The organism is Diaphorobacter sp. B2A2W2 (genome assembly GCF_056730635.1).
This window is the reverse complement of sequence record NZ_JBWZOR010000011.1, coordinates 41867-57158: the sequence shown is the minus strand read 5'-3', so window position 1 is coordinate 57158 and position 15292 is coordinate 41867. Positions and strand designations below refer to the sequence as shown.

The 15292-nt window shown below is 67.2% G+C and carries 17 protein-coding genes; 6 read left to right on the top strand and 11 right to left on the bottom strand.

The window, feature by feature from the left end; all coding sequences use genetic code 11:
- Nucleotide 1: 1 nt before the first annotated feature.
- The 6 genes from AC1PPL_RS16310 to argS form a co-directional block, all read right to left on the bottom strand.
- The gene (locus tag AC1PPL_RS16310) at nucleotides 2-1579 is read right to left on the bottom strand and encodes an RNA polymerase factor sigma-54 (protein ID WP_479973706.1); all 1578 of its coding nucleotides are present in this window, start codon (nucleotides 1577-1579) and stop codon (nucleotides 2-4) included.
- Nucleotides 1580-1631: 52 nt separating this feature from the next.
- Nucleotides 1632-2384: an LPS export ABC transporter ATP-binding protein gene (lptB, locus tag AC1PPL_RS16305; RefSeq protein ID WP_088888621.1), complete on the bottom strand. Its 753-nt coding sequence runs from the start codon at nucleotides 2382-2384 to the stop codon at nucleotides 1632-1634.
- Nucleotides 2385-2407: 23 nt separating this feature from the next.
- Nucleotides 2408-3067 carry a lipopolysaccharide transport periplasmic protein LptA gene (gene lptA, locus AC1PPL_RS16300; RefSeq protein WP_088887807.1) on the bottom strand — a complete coding sequence of 220 codons (660 nt, stop codon included), beginning with the start codon at nucleotides 3065-3067 and terminating at the stop codon, nucleotides 2408-2410.
- Nucleotides 3068-3240: 173 nt separating this feature from the next.
- The gene (locus AC1PPL_RS16295) at nucleotides 3241-3891 is read right to left on the bottom strand and encodes a thiol:disulfide interchange protein DsbA/DsbL (protein WP_011803808.1); all 651 of its coding nucleotides are present in this window, start codon (nucleotides 3889-3891) and stop codon (nucleotides 3241-3243) included.
- Nucleotides 3892-3949: 58 nt separating this feature from the next.
- Complete coding sequence (locus AC1PPL_RS16290) at nucleotides 3950-4576, bottom strand: SPOR domain-containing protein (protein WP_047349343.1); 627 nt, start codon at nucleotides 4574-4576, stop codon at nucleotides 3950-3952.
- A 12-nt stretch (nucleotides 4577-4588) separates the two neighbouring features.
- A complete protein-coding gene (gene argS, locus AC1PPL_RS16285; protein WP_047349344.1) occupies nucleotides 4589-6292 on the bottom strand; it encodes an arginine--tRNA ligase in 1704 nt (567 codons plus the stop codon).
- A 125-nt stretch (nucleotides 6293-6417) separates the two neighbouring features.
- Between argS and AC1PPL_RS16280 the strand changes: the two genes are divergently transcribed.
- Nucleotides 6418-6750, top strand: coding sequence for a PsiF family protein (locus tag AC1PPL_RS16280; RefSeq protein ID WP_012655402.1), 333 nt, complete (start codon nucleotides 6418-6420; stop codon nucleotides 6748-6750).
- A 100-nt stretch (nucleotides 6751-6850) separates the two neighbouring features.
- Here the strand turns inward: AC1PPL_RS16280 and AC1PPL_RS16275 are convergent, their stop codons facing one another.
- The 3 genes from AC1PPL_RS16275 to AC1PPL_RS16265 form a co-directional block, all read right to left on the bottom strand.
- Nucleotides 6851-7306 carry a DUF2214 family protein gene (locus AC1PPL_RS16275; protein WP_011803804.1) on the bottom strand — a complete coding sequence of 152 codons (456 nt, stop codon included), beginning with the start codon at nucleotides 7304-7306 and terminating at the stop codon, nucleotides 6851-6853.
- Between the two features lie 39 nt (nucleotides 7307-7345).
- The gene (locus AC1PPL_RS16270; protein ID WP_479973705.1) at nucleotides 7346-7930 is read right to left on the bottom strand and encodes a DUF3016 domain-containing protein; all 585 of its coding nucleotides are present in this window, start codon (nucleotides 7928-7930) and stop codon (nucleotides 7346-7348) included.
- A gap of 91 nt (nucleotides 7931-8021) precedes the next feature.
- Nucleotides 8022-8960, bottom strand: a complete 939-nt coding sequence (locus AC1PPL_RS16265; RefSeq protein WP_011803802.1) for a LysR family transcriptional regulator — start codon at nucleotides 8958-8960, stop codon at nucleotides 8022-8024.
- A 226-nt stretch (nucleotides 8961-9186) separates the two neighbouring features.
- Here AC1PPL_RS16265 and AC1PPL_RS16260 point away from each other — a divergent pair, with 226 nt between their 5' ends.
- From AC1PPL_RS16260 to AC1PPL_RS16240, 5 genes are all read left to right on the top strand, one after another.
- Entirely contained in the window at nucleotides 9187-11388 is a 2202-nt protein-coding gene (locus AC1PPL_RS16260; protein ID WP_479973704.1) for a malate synthase G, read from the top strand.
- Nucleotides 11389-11495: 107 nt separating this feature from the next.
- On the top strand, nucleotides 11496-11732 hold the full coding sequence (locus AC1PPL_RS16255) for a cysteine-rich CWC family protein (protein WP_479973703.1): 237 nt from the start codon (nucleotides 11496-11498) through the stop codon (nucleotides 11730-11732).
- A 23-nt stretch (nucleotides 11733-11755) separates the two neighbouring features.
- Complete coding sequence (locus tag AC1PPL_RS16250) at nucleotides 11756-11944, top strand: 4-oxalocrotonate tautomerase (RefSeq protein ID WP_011803799.1); 189 nt, start codon at nucleotides 11756-11758, stop codon at nucleotides 11942-11944.
- 33 nt (nucleotides 11945-11977) lie between these two features.
- On the top strand, nucleotides 11978-12745 hold the full coding sequence (locus AC1PPL_RS16245) for a class II glutamine amidotransferase (protein WP_011803798.1): 768 nt from the start codon (nucleotides 11978-11980) through the stop codon (nucleotides 12743-12745).
- Between the two features lie 126 nt (nucleotides 12746-12871).
- Nucleotides 12872-13381 (top strand): DUF4142 domain-containing protein, encoded by a 510-nt coding sequence (locus AC1PPL_RS16240; RefSeq protein ID WP_312843933.1) that lies wholly within the window; start codon nucleotides 12872-12874, stop codon nucleotides 13379-13381.
- 132 nt (nucleotides 13382-13513) lie between these two features.
- On the opposite strand, the gene AC1PPL_RS16235 is transcribed toward AC1PPL_RS16240, so the two are convergent.
- Together AC1PPL_RS16235 and AC1PPL_RS16230 are read right to left on the bottom strand one after the other, a co-directional pair.
- Nucleotides 13514-14677, bottom strand: a complete 1164-nt coding sequence (locus tag AC1PPL_RS16235) for a zinc-dependent alcohol dehydrogenase (RefSeq protein ID WP_479973702.1) — start codon at nucleotides 14675-14677, stop codon at nucleotides 13514-13516.
- A 63-nt stretch (nucleotides 14678-14740) separates the two neighbouring features.
- Nucleotides 14741-15202, bottom strand: a complete 462-nt coding sequence (locus AC1PPL_RS16230) for a hypothetical protein (protein ID WP_012655393.1) — start codon at nucleotides 15200-15202, stop codon at nucleotides 14741-14743.
- Nucleotides 15203-15292 lie beyond the last annotated feature (90 nt).

Genomic DNA, 15292 nt, shown 5'->3' with positions numbered 1-15292 from the left:
TTCAAAGTGCCTTGCGGAGGTTGGCCGGGGCGATCTTGAGCGCCTCGCGGTATTTGGCCACGGTGCGGCGCGCACATTCAATCCCCTGCTCCTTGAGCATCTCGGCGATCTGGCTGTCCGACAGCGGCTTGTGCGGGTTCTCGGCCGCGATGAACTGCTTGATGAGCGCGCGCACGGCCGTGCTGGAGGCGTTGCCGCCGGTTTCGGTGCCCAGCCCCGAGCCGAAGAAATACTTGAGTTCGTAGGTGCCTTGCGGCGTGGCCATGTACTTGGCGGTGGTCACGCGGCTGATGGTGGACTCGTGCAGGCCCAGTTCATCGGCAATGTCGCGCAGCACCAGCGGGCGCATGGCCAGTTCGCCATGCACGAAGAAGTTCTTCTGCCGCTCCACGATGGCGCGCGACACGCGCAGGATGGTGTCAAAACGCTGCTGGATGTTCTTGATGAACCAGCGCGCCTCCTGCAGCCGTGCCTGCAGCGCCTGGTGGCCTTCGCCACGGCCGCCGCGCAACGCACCGGCGTAGATGTCGTGCACGCGCAGACGCGGCATCACGTCCGGGTTGAGCTGCACGCTGAAGTTCTGCTGTCCGCCGCGGCCGGTTTTCTTGACGATCACGTCGGGCACGATGATGTTGCGGTCCACGTCGGCAAAGCGCCTGCCCGGACGTGGCTCCAGCCGCGCGATCAAGGCCATCGCGGCGCGCGTGCGCTCTTCGCTGGTGCCGCAGGCCTGCGCCAGGCGGCGCACGTCGCGCTTGGCCAGCAGGTCCAGCGGCTGGCCGCAAATGGCCAGCGCGGCCTGGATCACGTCGGGGTCGCCCTCTTCGTCCTGGTCCATCGCACGCAGCTGCAGCGTGAGGCATTCGGCCAGGCCGCGCGCGCCCACGCCCGCGGGCTCCAGGCTTTGCAGCAGGCGCAGCGCCACGGTGAAACGGTGCACCAGTTCATCGAGTTGCTCGGGGTCTTCGGTGCCCGCCAGGCTGGCGGCCAGGTCCTGCAACGACTCGTCCAGGTAGCCGTCGTCGTTCAGCGATTCGATGAGGAAGCGCAGCGCGGCCATGTCCAGCTCGGACAGGCGCAGCGCCAGCGCCTGGCGGTGCAGGAAGGCCGTGAGCGACTCCTGGCTGCGGGCCAGCTCGGTGGCGTCCACCTCGTCGTCGCTCCCCGCGCCGGCACCGTTGCGCGCCGGGGCGTCGCCGCCCCACTCGCTGTCGTCGGGCGCCAGGTCTACCGAGCCGTCGCCTTCCCAGTCCGCGGGTTCGGCCGTGGATTCGGCGGTGGAGGTTTCTGCATCATTTTGGCTTGTAGCGCTTTCCTGCCCTGCGCTGACAGCTCCTGAATAAATAGCATCTTCAACTTCTCGGTCTTGCTCGCTCACCGGTGCATCGGCCTGGGCCAGGCCGAACTCCTCGCGCAGGGCCTCTTCCAGCGTGCGCTCCAGGAAGGGGTTCTCGTCGAGCATTTGCTCGACCTCCTGGGCCAGCTCCAGCGTGGACAGCTGCAGCAGGCGGATCGACTGCTGCAACTGCGGTGTGAGCGCCAGGTGCTGCGAGACGCGCAGCGACAGGCCGGGCTTCATGGCCTGCAACCCACTGTCTGGTCCTGCATCGCGCCGTGGTCGCCCATCACTCTCACATGCGGAAGTGCTCGCCCAGGTACACCCGGCGCACTTCCGCGTTGTCGACGATGTCCGACGGCGTACCCTGAGCCAGCACCTGGCCGTCGCTGATGATGAAGGCGTGGTCGCAGATGCCCAGCGTCTCACGCACGTTGTGGTCGGTGATCAGCACGCCAATGCCGCGCGCCTTGAGAAAGCCAATGATGCGCTGGATCTCGATCACGGCGATCGGGTCGATGCCGGCGAAGGGCTCATCCAGCAGGATGAAGCGCGGCTGCGTGGCCAGCGCGCGCGCGATCTCCACGCGCCGGCGCTCGCCGCCCGACAGCGCCAGTGCAGGCGACTTGCGCAGGTGGTCCACGCGCAGCTCCTGCAGCAGCGCGGTCAGGCGCCGCTCCACCTCGGCGCGCGGCAGGGTGCGGCCGGCCTCGTCGGTCTGCAGCTCCAGCACCGCGCGCACGTTGTCTTCGACATTGAGCTTGCGAAAGATCGAGGCTTCCTGCGGCAGGTACGACAGGCCCAGCCGCGAGCGCCGGTGGATGGGCATGTCCGTCACGTCCTGCCCGTCGATGCTGATGCGGCCGCCGTCGCTGCGCACCAGGCCGACGATCATGTAGAACGACGTGGTCTTGCCGGCGCCGTTGGGGCCCAATAGGCCCACCACCTCTCCCTTTTGCACGACTACGGACACGTCCTTGACCACCTTGCGGCTGCCGTAGGACTTCTCCAAGTGCAGCGCCTCCAGGCGGCTGACGCCTTCGCTCATGCGCGCATCGTCCAAGGCCGCGCTCACTTCGCGCCGTCCAGGCTGGGGCTGGTACGCAGCGCGGGCGGCTCGGTGCGCACAGGCGGCGTGGCGCTGGTGCCCGAGGCGGGCTCCTTGGGCGCGAGCACCGCTCGCACCCGGCCGCCCGGCGTGCCGGCAGTGGCGCCAGCGGGCGCGGTCTTCTGCCCGTCCACGGTGAACACGTCCGTGAGGTTGTTGTAGACGATGAGCGCGCCGGCCAGCTCGTCGGTCAGTGTGGCCTCGCGGTAGCGGCGCAGCTCGGCGCGGCGGATGAGCTTCACCACGTCGGCGCGGCCGTCGTATTCGATGACCTCGCCCTCGCCCTCGACGAACTCGTCGGGCGCGCCCGGCGCGGTGTCGCGCTTTTGCCGGAAAAAGGCGCGCTTGCCCGGCTCGGCCGTCACCACACCGTACTGGAAGCCGTCGGGGTCCTGGCGCACCTCCAGCTGCGCGCCGCGCAGCACGATGGTGCCCTTGGTCATGACGACACGGCCGGTGAACACGCTGGTCTGCTTGAGCTCATCGTGGCGCAGGGCATCCGCCTCGATGTTCATGGGCTTGTTGCGGTCGGCTTTTTCGGCGTGCACCAGCGGCGATGCAGCCAGCGCCAGGGCCAGCGCTGCGGCGCGGGACAGGAGGAGGAAGGGCAATCGGGTTCTCATAGAGGGCACGAATCTTGCGGTCATTGTACTGACGCAAGCGCGCCGCCGCCGCAGTGGATCGCATCAACCCGTACAGGCCTGCCACCGGCTGTCATGCCGCCGCGCCAACCGGTGTGCAGGCATGAAAAAAGCGCGCCCGTAGGCGCGCTTGTCGCTGGTGGCGGCGGGGCGCTTCAGCCCTTGCGCGCTACGCCAACCAGGTGCTCCACCACCTGCAGCACACTTTGCATGTTGCCAGCCATGGTGCCGTCGGTGTAGTAGCGGCCGGCCACTCCCATGGAGGGCACGCCTTCGACCTGGTAGCCGTCCTGCAGCTGCGACGCCTTGCGCACTTGGTTGGATACGGTGAAGGAGTTGTAGACCTCCTTGAACTTCGCCACGTCCACGCCCTGCTTGCCGATCCAGTCGAAGATCAGCTCGTCCTTGTTCAGCGGCAGGCGTTCCACGTGCACCGCGCGGAACACCTTCGCATGCAGCTCGGGCAGCTTGCCCATGCCTTCCAGCGCGTAGTAGAGCTTTTGCTGCGGCACGAAGCTCGCATTGAACGCCACGGGCACGCGGCGGATGTGCAGGTCCTTGGGCGCCGACTTGATCCAGGCCTCCAGCGAAGGCTCGAACGTGTTGCAGTGCGGGCAGCTGTACCAGAAGAACTCGATGACCTCGATCTTCCCGGCAGGTGCCTCGGTTGCGACAGGCTTGCCCAGCTTGACGTAGTCCTTGCCTTCCTTGAACTGGCGGCCTTGCGCCAGTGCGGGCGCCGCCAGCGGCAGGCTCAAGGCGGTGGCCGCGGAGGCGACGGTCAGAGAAAACTCACGGCGTTTCATAGGTTGGGATCACTCCTGGACAGTATGGAGGGTTGTGAGCGCCAGCGCGGGCAAAAGTTCAGCGCTGCACCCGGACCAGCGCGGACTCCACCCCCGCGCCATCGAGTTTTTCCTTCAGCGACTCGGCGTCGTCACGCTTGCCGAACGGGCCCACGCGCACGCGGAACACCGTGCGGCCGTTCTGCTCGCGCTCGCTGACGCGCGCCTCCCAGCCCAGCATGGCCAGCTTGGCGCGCTGCGCATCGGCATCCTGCTGGGTGCGGAACGCGCCCGCCTGCACGAAGTATTCGAAAGGATCGGCACTGGTCGCGGGAGCGGGCGCCGCGTTGGCCTTGGCGCGGGCCAGGTCGCCCAGCGGGTCGGCCGACGTCGGTGCCGCGCCGGGCCGGCTGGCCGCCGCCCGCGGACCCGACGCAGGCTGGGCTGCGGCGGTCGCGGTGTCGGACGCGGGAGCGGCAGCCGGCGCAGCAGGGCGCACAGGGTTCTTGCCGTACAACGGCGCGTTGGGGTCCCAGTTCTTGTTCTTCGTGGCCTCGTCCTGCTCGGACGCACGCGGCGTGCTCTTGTTCAGGAAGGGCACGGGCACCTTGGTCACATACACGGCCACGGCCAGCGCGGCTCCCAGGCCCACGATCACCCCGAGGATGAAGCCCACGATGGTGCCGCCGCGTTGCTGTTTCTTCATATCAGTGGTCACTTACATTCTGGCTGGCGCAGACACGCCCAGCACCGCCAATCCATTGTGCAATACCTGCGCTGTGGCCGCGACGAGCGCCAGCCGCGCCTGCTTGACAGCCTCGTCGTCCACCAGAATGCGTTCGGCGTCGTAATAGCTGTGGTAGGCGGCGGCCAGGTCGCGCAGGTAGAAGGTCACGTCGTGCGGCGCATTGCCGGCCGCGGCCGCGGTGAGCATCTCCGGATACTTGGCGAGCAGCAGCATCAGCGCCTGGGCCTGCGGGCCTTCCAGCGGCGACAGGTCCACATCGCGCAGCGCGGCCACGTCGTAGTCCTCGCGCCAGCCGCGCAGCACCGAGCAGATGCGCGCATGGGCGTACTGCACGTAATACACGGGGTTGTCGTTGTTCTGCGCCACGGCCAGGTCGACGTCGAAGGTGTATTCGGTGTCGGGCTTGCGCGACAGCAGGAAGAAACGCACCGCGTCCTTGCTGGTCCACTCGATCAGGTCGCGCAGCGTCACGTAGCTGCCGGCGCGCTTGCTGATCTTGACCTCCTCGCCATTGCGCACCACGCGCACCATGGTGTGCAGCACGTAGTCGGGGTAGCCCTGGGGGATGCCCACGTCCGCCGCCTGCAGGCCGGCGCGCACGCGCGCGATGGTGCCGTGGTGGTCCGTGCCCTGGATGTTCACCACCTTGGTGAAGCCGCGCTGGAACTTCTGGATGTGGTAGGCCACGTCAGGCACGAAGTAGGTGTATGTGCCATCCTGCTTGCGCATGACACGGTCCTTGTCGTCCCCGTAGTCGGTGGACTTGAGCCACAGCGCGCCGTCCTGCTCGTAGGTCTTGCCGTTGGCGACGAGGCGCTGCACGGTCGCGTCCACATGGCCGTTGGCGTAGAGGCTGGACTCCAGGTAGTACTGGTCGAATTGGAGGTTGAAGGCCTGCAGATCCTTGTCCTGCTCATTGCGCAGGTAGGCCACGGCGAACTGGCGGATGTTCTCGTAATCCTCGACATCGCCATTCGCCGTGAACGCGCGGTCATCGGCCTGGACGGTGGACTTGGCGAGGAAGGCGTCGGCGATGTCCTGGATGTAGTCGCCGTTGTAGAAATTCTTGGCCAGCGGGTTGTCCGCGTCGGTGGGCCAGCAGTCATCCCCCGGTTTGAAGCCCTTGGCGCGCAGTTGCGTGCTCTTGGTGAGGGTGTCGATCTGCACGCCCGCGTCGTTGTAATAGAACTCGCGGTGCACACTCCAGCCCTGGGTGGCGTACAGATGGCTGATGGCGTCGCCGATGGCGGCCTGGCGGCCGTGACCGACGTGCAGCGGGCCGGTGGGGTTGGCGGAGACGAACTCCACCAGGACTTTCTCGCCGCGCGCCGGCTGGTAACCATATTGCGCGCCTTGCGCCAGCACCTCGTGCACCACCTGCTGCTTGGCGGCGGGCTTGAGGCGGATGTTCAGAAAACCGGGGCCGGCGATCTCGATGGCCTGTACCCATTTTTGGAACGCGGGCGTGGCCTCCAGCGCGGCCTGTAGCTGTTCGCCCAGTGCGCGGGGATTCTGCTTGAGGGGCTTGGCCAGCTGCATGGCGGCCGTGCACGCGAGGTCGCCATGAGCAGCGACCTTGGGAGATTCGAAGGCCGCGCGGCTGCCTGCGCCGGGCGACACCTTTTCCAGCTCGTCGGCCAGCGCCGCGAGCAATTCCTGTTTGACGGAGAGCATGGGGGCGGATTCTACGGGCCGACCCGTCATCCATTCGTGACCGCCCGGCGTTATGCTGGGTGGCCCGTGGGGCACTGCGTTGCCGGCGGGCGCATTCACCTTTTCCTTTTTTGCAGGAGCATTACATGAAGAAACTGCTTCCCCTGTTGGCCGCTGCCGGCTTTGCCCTTTCGTTCGCCGCACACGCTGCGGACGCCCCCGCGGCCGGCGCCTCTGCCCCCGCCAAGGCGCCCACGGCGCAGCAGACGCGCATGAAGACCTGCAATGCCGACGCCGGCGCCAAGAACCTCAAGGGCGACGAGCGCAAAGCTTTCATGAAGGAATGCCTGAGCGGCAACAAGGCGTCCACCCAGCAGGACAAGATGAAGAGCTGCAACGCGGACGCCGGTGCGAAGAACCTCAAGGGCGACGCCCGCAAGGCCTTCATGAAAGAGTGCCTGAGCGGCGCGGCCAGCTAAAGGACCGACGCACCGCACGGGCCCGCCCATCGGGCCTGCACGAGCAAACCCCGCGCGCCTGCCGCCCGCGGGGTTTCTTTTTTTGCCCTTCCCTCGGCGCTCAGCGCGTGCCCACGCCGCGTGCCAGGAAGACGGCCAACAGCGGAATCAGCGCCAGCAGATGGGCCTCGATCATCACCAGACGGCGCGTGCTGCGCACCTGGTCATCCGAGGGCAGCGCGCCGCCGGCGCGCACCGCGCGGCGCCAGCGCAGGAAGCGCATGGTCGGGACGATGGACATCAGCCCGATCACCACGAACAACGTGACCTTGGCATGCAGCAGCGGCTGCGACCAGTACCACGCCCCGCCCTTCATGCCCCACCAGGTGCGCGCCAGCCCGGTGGCCAGCACCAGCAGCGCCGAGATACCGTACAGCATGTCCACCCGCGCCAGCCGCTCGACTGCGGCCGCGTTCATCCACTCCTTGCGGCACAGCGCGGTTTCGCTGGCGAGGAAGGTGGCGGCCATGAGGAAGGCCAAGATGTGGGCATAGGCGAGCAGGGCTTCGGTGGTCACGGGTTTCCTTTCGGCAGAGGTACGCGCGGCGCGCACAGGTCAGGGGCGGCGCGCGGAGAACTCCCGCGCCACCCAATCGTCGATCAGCGTCTTTTCGTGGCGCAGCTTGTCGCCAGGATAGCGGTCCCCGCGCATCTTGAATGCCAAGCCCGGCAGCGTGCGACTGCCTTCGGCCAGGGTGCGGCCGTCTGGCGAGAGGCGCTTGAACTCCAGCGCGATGCGCGGCGGGTGCACGTCGCGCACCACGCGCACCGCCTGGGCGGTGGCACCCGCCGCGGGCTCGAATGCACCGGCGCGGCGCACGTCGGTGATGTGCACCTCCGCGCGCTCGCCCTCCGGCAAGGCTGCGGCCACGCGCTCGGCCAGGTGCTCGCACAGCGCATCCATCCAGGCACGCCGGGCCGCGGCGGGCTCGTGCGGGGTTTGCTCGCGCGCCTCGGCAAAGCCGGCCGGATCCGCGTAGGTGACACTGACCATGCCGGCCGGCACCCCGTGCGCGCGCGGCGTGGTTTCCGCGTGCCGGGCGGGCAAGGCGCAGCCGGCGACCAGGGCCAGCGCCATGACGGCCAGCATCCAGCGAGCGGCGGGCAACGCGGGGAGAACAGAAAGAACGGGAATGCGCATGAAAGCTCCTGTACGGTGGGCCGTGCATACGGCCCCGGCATGATGGCGGCCGGGCGGGAGGAATGCCGCGGCATTGTGCCCCGCGTTCATGTCAGACAGAGGCGGGCCGTGCCCAGAATTCGGGCTGCGCGTAATGGTGCTTCAGGTACTCGATCCACAGCCGCACGCGCAGCGGCAGGTGCTTGCGCTGGGGAAAGACGACATAGATGCCGTTGGGCGGCGCGGCGAACTCCTCCAGCACCGCCACCAGGCGGCCGGCCGCGATCTCGGACTCCACCTCCCAGGTGCTGCGCCAGGCGATGCCCCAGCCGCCCAGGCACCAGTCGTGCAGTACCTGGCCGTCGGAGCAATCGAGGGGCCCGCCGGGCTTGAAGTGCACGACCTCGGTGGCGCCGCCACCGCCGGCCACCGGCACGCGAAACGCCCAGCCGCGCGTCTGCGAGGCATCGCTGGAGAGGGTCAGGCAGTCGTGCTGGGCCAACTCGCCCGGGTGAGTGGGTGTGCCGCGCCGCTGCAGGTACTGGGGCGTGGCCACGCACAGGCGACGGTTGTCCGCCATGCGCACGCTGACCAGGGACGAGTCGGGCAGGTCGCCCACGCGCACGGCGCAGTCGTAGCCCTCGCCCGCCAAGTCCACCACGCGGTCGCTCAGGTTCAGCGAGAGGGTCACCTCGGGGTGCAGGTCATGAAAGCGCGGCACCAGGGGCGCCACATGGCGCCGGCCAAAGCCCGCGGGCGCAGTGACGCGCAGATGCCCCGTGGCCTTCACGCCGCCGGCGGATACGCTGGCCTCGGCGTTGGCCACGTCGGACAGCAGGCGCTGGCAGTCCTCCAGAAAGGCGCTGCCCTCGTGCGTGAGCGAGATGCGCCGCGTGGTGCGCACCAGCAGCTTCACGCCCAGGTGCTCCTCCAGCGCGTCCAGACGCCGCCCCATGATGGCCGGGGCCACGCCCTCGGCCTTGGCGGCGGCGGTGAGACTGCCCCGCGTGGCCACCGACACGAATGACTCGAACGCTTTGAGTTTGTCCATGAATACAAGCCAAATCAGGCTTCAAGCCTTATACAGCAAGCGCAAGCAGCTATCAATTTCATGAAAGCATGCACCGCACTCCCCATGCGGAGTGTGCCAACCTTTGCAAAAAAGTCATTAGTTAAGAGATATGTGCGCGATTTATTAATGGAAATATTTCCAATACAGTGGCATGCAAGGCTCCGCCATGGGCCACGGCTTTTCAATTACCGCTAGGGGGTTTCTCATGACCGCACGTACCCACGTCCACGGCCTGCAGGTGGCCAACGAACTGCACGCCTTCATCAACGAGCAGGTGCTGCCGGGCACCGGCGTCGAGCCGGCAGCCTTCTGGAAGGGCTTCGATGCCCTCGTGGCCGACCTGGCGCCCAAGAACGCGGCCCTGCTGGCCGAACGCGACCGCCTGCAAAAGGAACTGGACACCTGGCACAAGGCCAACCCGGGCCCCATCCAGGACATGGCAGGCTACCGCGCCTTCCTGAGCCAGATCGGCTACCTGGTCGAGCCCCCCAAGGGCGCGCAGGCCACCACCACCAACGTGGATGCCGAGCTGGCCATCCAGGCCGGCCCACAGCTGGTGGTGCCCATCCTGAACGCACGCTACGCCCTGAACGCCGCCAACGCGCGCTGGGGCTCGCTGTATGACGCGCTGTACGGCACCGACGTGATCGGCGAAGAAGGCGGCGCCGAGAAGGGCAAGGGCTACAACCCCGTGCGCGGCGCCAAGGTCATCGCATTCGCACGCGACTTCCTGGACCAGGCGGCCCCGCTGGCCAGCGGCTCGCACAAGGACGCCACGGCCTACAGGGTAGAGGGCGGCACGCTGGCCGTCACGCTCCAGGGCGGTGCCACCACCGGCCTGAAGAACGCGGCCCAGTTCGTGGGCTACCAGGGCAATGCGGCCGAGCCATCGTCCGTGCTGCTGGTGAACAACGGCCTGCACATCGACATCCGCGTGGACCGCAACACCCCCATCGGCAAGGGCGACGCCGCCGGCGTGGCCGACGTGGTGGTGGAAGCTGCGCTGTCCACCATCCTGGACCTGGAAGACTCCGTGGCCGCCGTGGACGCCGAGGACAAGGTGCTGGGCTACAGCAACTGGTTGGGCATCCTCAAGGGCACGCTGACCGACACCTTCGACAAGGGCGGCAAGCAGGTCACGCGCGGCCTGAACCCCGACCGCGAATACAACGGCGCCGACGGCAAGCCCGTGAAGCTGCACGGCCGCTCGCTGATGTTCGTGCGCAACGTGGGCCATCTGATGACCAACCCCGCCATCCTGTGGGGCGGCGAGGGCAAGGAAATTCCCGAGGGCATCCTGGACGCCATGGTCACCACGGCCATCGCCATCCACGACCTCAAGGGTGGCGCGGGTGGCATCCGCAACAGCCGCACGGGCAGCGTCTACATCGTCAAGCCCAAGATGCACGGCCCTGCCGAAGTGGCGTTTGCCAACGAGCTGTTCGGCCGCGTGGAGCAGGTGCTGGGCCTGCCCGCCAACACCGTGAAGCTGGGCATCATGGACGAAGAGCGCCGCACCAGCGTGAACCTGAAGGCCTGCATTGCCGCCGCTCCGGCGCGCGTGGCCTTCATCAACACCGGCTTCCTGGACCGCACGGGCGACGAGATGCACACCGCCATGCAGGCCGGCCCCATGATCCGCAAGGGCGACATGAAGAGCAGCGCCTGGATCCAGGCCTACGAGCGCAACAACGTGCTGGTGGGCCTGTCCATGGGCCTGTCCGGCCGCGCGCAGATCGGCAAGGGCATGTGGGCCGCGCCCGACCTGATGAAGGCCATGCTGGAGCAGAAGATCGCCCATCCCAAGGCCGGCGCCAACACTGCCTGGGTGCCCAACCCCACGGGCGCCACGCTGCACGCGCTGCACTACCACCAGGTCAACGTGGCCGCCGTGCAGGCCGAGCTGCTCAAGGTGGACGCCGACGCCGAGCGCGACAACCTGCTGACCGGCCTGCTCACCGTGCCCGTGAGCAGCAACCCGAACTGGAGCGAGACCGAAAAGCAGCAGGAGCTGGACAACAACATCCAGGGCATCCTGGGCTACGTGGTGCGCTGGATCGACCAGGGCGTGGGCTGCTCCAAGGTGCCGGACATCAACGACATCGGCTTGATGGAAGACCGCGCCACGCTGCGCATCTCCAGCCAGCACGTGGCCAACTGGCTGCTGCACGGCGTGGTGACCGAAGGCCAGGTGCGCGCCACGTTCGAGCGCATGGCCGCCAAGGTGGACCAGCAAAACGGCGGCGACCCGCTGTACCAGCGCATGCACGGCCGCTTTGCCGAGTCCATGGCCTACCAGGCCGCCTGCGACCTGGTGTTCAAGGGCGTAGAGCAGCCCAGCGGCTACACCGAGCCGCTGCTGCACGCCTGGCGCCAGAAGGTGAAGGCCGCGCAGAAGAAGGCTTGATTGCTATCTAAATAATAGCTACTAGCGCTTGATGGACGGGCGCCAGGGGCCATTTTGACCACAACGGCACCCACGGGTGCCGTTGTGCTTTCGTACACTCTCCCCCCATGCCCACCGCCGCTCCTACCACCACGCACTGCCCGCTGTGCGGCCAATCCAACGGTTGCGCCGTGGCCGCCGGGCTGCCGGCGCAGCAATGCTGGTGCATGCACGAGAGCGTTTCGCGCGACGCACTGGCGCGCCTGCCCGCCGAGGCGCGCGGCCGCGCGTGCATCTGCCCGCTGTGTGCCCGCGAAGAGCCCGCCGCGCCGCAGGCCCCGGAGCCTATCCTTCCCCGTCCCTAAACCCCAACCGGAATCCCACCACCATGCCCACGTACCACATCGAGATGATGGAAGGCCGCACCGTCGAGCAAAAGCGCAAGCTGGTCGAGGAGATCACGCGCGTGTCCGTCGAAATCCTGGGAGGCTCCCCCGAGTCGGTGGACATCCTGATCACGGACGTGAAGCGCGAGAACTGGGCCACGGGCGGCAAGCTCTGGCTGGACCGGCAGTAAGCCGCCCTCCAACGCACCACAGGCCGATCGCCCATGTGCCAGCTCCTTGGCATGAATGCCAACACGCCCACCGACGTGACCTTCAGCTTCACGGGGTTTGCGCAACGCGCCGGCAACACGGCCGACCACACGGACGGCTGGGGCATCGCCTTCTTCGAGGGGCGCGGGCTGCGCCACTTCGTGGACCATGAGCGTGCCACCGATTCACCCGTGGCGGAGCTGATCCGCCGCTACCCCATCAAGAGCCGCAACGTCATCGCCCACATCCGCAAGGCGACCCAGGGCGTGGTGAGCCTGGAAAACTGCCACCCCTTCGTGCGCGAGCTGTGGGGGCGCTACTGGGTGTTTGCGCACAACGGCGACCTCAAGGACTTCCGTCCGCGCCTGCACGCCCACTTCCACCCGGTCGGCACCACCGACAGCGAGCATGTGTTCTGCTGGCTGATGCAAGAGCTGAGCAAGTCCCACGCGGGCATGCCGAGCATCGAGGAGCTGACGCTGACGCTGCGCGAGCTGGCGGCGCGCATTGCACCCCACGGCACGTTCAACTTCCTGCTGTCCAACGGGCAGGCGCTGTGGGCCCACGCGTCCACCCACCTGTACTACATCGAACGCCGCCACCCGTTCTCGCAAGCCCAGCTGTGCGATGAAGACCTGCGGGTGGACTTTTCCGCCCACACCACGCCCAACGACAAGGTGGCCGTGGTCGTCACGGCGCCGCTGACCTCCAACGAGCAATGGACCGCCTTCCAGTCGGGGGAGATGCGGGTGTTCGTGGACGGCCAGTGCCAGGCCGCCTGAGCGCCCCGGCCGGCGCAGCCGCACCGCAGTGGCGGTAGGAGACGGCTGACCCGCCCCTCCTGCACGGGCCGACAGCCCCTTCGCAGGGCCGTTTCGATACTGGCCCTTTTTTCTAGGGGGACAGCCATGCCAAAGATCTGCACCGCCAGGCTGGTGACCGCAGCCTGCGGACTGGTGCTCGCCGCAGCGGCCCATGCCGATGCCAGCACGAAAGACCGCGAATTCCTGACGCAGGCCGCTACCGGCGGGCTCTACGAGGTCCAAGCCGGCAAGCTTGCACAGAACCGCGCTACGGCCAACGAAGTGAAATCGTTTGGCGCGATGCTGGTGAAGGACCACACCGCCGCCAACGACGAACTCCGGGCCTTGGCGGCGCGCAAGGGCGTTGCGCTGCCCACCACCCTCCCCGGCGACAAGCAAAAGCAACTGGACCAGATCGCCAAGGCCCAGAACTTCGACCAGGAATTCCTCTCGCAGGTGGGCCTTAACGACCACCGCCACGATATCGCGCTGTTCGAGGCGGCCGGCAAAGACGCAGACGATCCGGAGATCCAGACCTTCGCCCTCAAGGCGCTGCCGAAACTCAAGGCACACAAGGACCACGCCGAAGACCTGGCGGTTTCCATCAAGCGATGAAGGCCCGGCCGATGGGTGGCCGCATCGCCACCCGCGGGAGGGAGGCGATGACTGACTCCGGCGGCCGGTGGCACGTCCAACCTGGCCCGACCTCACCGCACGCGGGCAGCAGCACACGCGGGTAGCGGCGCGCTAGGGCGTCAACACCACCTTGCGGCACTCCTCTTCCTTCTTCTCGAAGATTTCATAGCCGCGCGCGGCATCGGCAAGCTTCATGCGGTGGGAAATGATGACCTCCGGCCGCATGCGGCCGTTGGCGATGTGTTCCAGCAACTGAGGCATGTACTTTTGCGCGTGCGTCTGCCCCATGCGGAAGGTCAGCCCCTTCTCGAACGCATCGCCGAAGAGGAAGCCGTGGATGAAACCCGCATAGACCCCCGGCACGCTGAGGACGCCGCCCCGGCGCGTCGCGGCGATGCACTGGCGCACCGCCTTGCCACTGGAACCCTCCAGCCGCACGGCGGTGAGCGCCGTCTCCAGCGCGCTGCCCTTGGCCTCGAAACCCACGGCGTCGATCGTGGCATCCACGCCGTGCCCACCCGTGGCCGAGAGAATGGTTTCGGCCGGGTCCTCGTCCTTGTCGAAGTTGATGGGCACCACGCCGTACGTGGCCTGGGCAAACTGCAACCGGTACTCGTTGTGGTCCACCATGAAGATCTGCTCCGCGCCCAGGAAGCGCGCCGCCAGGGCGCTCATCAGCCCCACCGGTCCCGCGCCGAAGATCGCCACAGAAGAGCCCGCCCCGATCTGTGCATTGACCGCCGCCTGGTAGCCGGTGGGAAGGATGTCGGACAGGAAAAGCACCTGCTCGTCGCTCAGCACCTGGGGCACCTTCAGCGGCCCGACGTTGCCGTGCGGCACCCGCACGTACTCGGCCTGCCCGCCGGGGTAACCGCCGTAAAGGTGGCTGTAGCCGAACAGCCCTGCACCCGCGGTGGCGTTCTTTTTGTTGAGGATGGCGCCGCGTCCCGGATTGGTGTTCTCGCAGGCCGCGAACAGGGTTTTGTCGCAATAGAAGCAGGATCCGCAGGCGATGACGAACGGCACCACCACGCGATCACCAGGGCGCAGCGCCGTCACTGCAGGGCCCACCTCTTCCACGATACCCATGAATTCATGGCCGAGGATGTCGCCGTCCTTCATGCCAGGGATCTTTCCGCGGTAGATATGCAGATCCGAGCCGCAGATGGCCGTGGCAGTGACGCGCAGCAGCACATCGTCCTGTGCGAGCAGCACGGGGTCGGGCACGTTTTCCACGCGCACGTCCTTGGCGCCTTGGTAGGTGAGAGCTTTCATGCGATCACTCCGTCAATGGCCGGGGACACCGGGCGCACGGCGCGCAGGGCTGTGCGCCGGGGTTCAGATTTCCATGCCTTCGGGTTCGCCGGCCTCGATCAATGCGCTGTTCAACAGCGTGACGTCCGTTGCCAACGCGTTGCGGCGACCATCGCCGCCGATGCGGAAATGGGCCATGGGACTGTTGACGAACTGGAGCGCCGAGCCGAAGCAGGGAGAAGGCAGGATCAGCGTTCCCACCGCGGCGTTATCGACCAGTTGGAACGTCGGCAGCATGACGCGGTTGGACTCGGAAAACCCGATCTTCAGAAACGTGCGGAAGGACCCGGCGCGCATCCCCGTCAGCTCGATGAAGCCGGTGGCCATGGGCACGGTGAAGCCCTCCGCGCTAAAGGTGTCGATACCGGAAAGCAAGGCCGCCCGCACATGCTTGACCTTCGTGACGACGTAACTGTCCCAATCCGGTTGAAAGGTCTGGGCTTTTTGCAGATTCGTTCCCCAGGGATGGGGAGTTGATGTGGTCATGGGTAGTCCTATGGGAGCGGACCAGATGCTGTATCCACCAGAGTTCGATCACGTTTGAAACGTCTCATCCTGCGGACATGCCCTCGTACG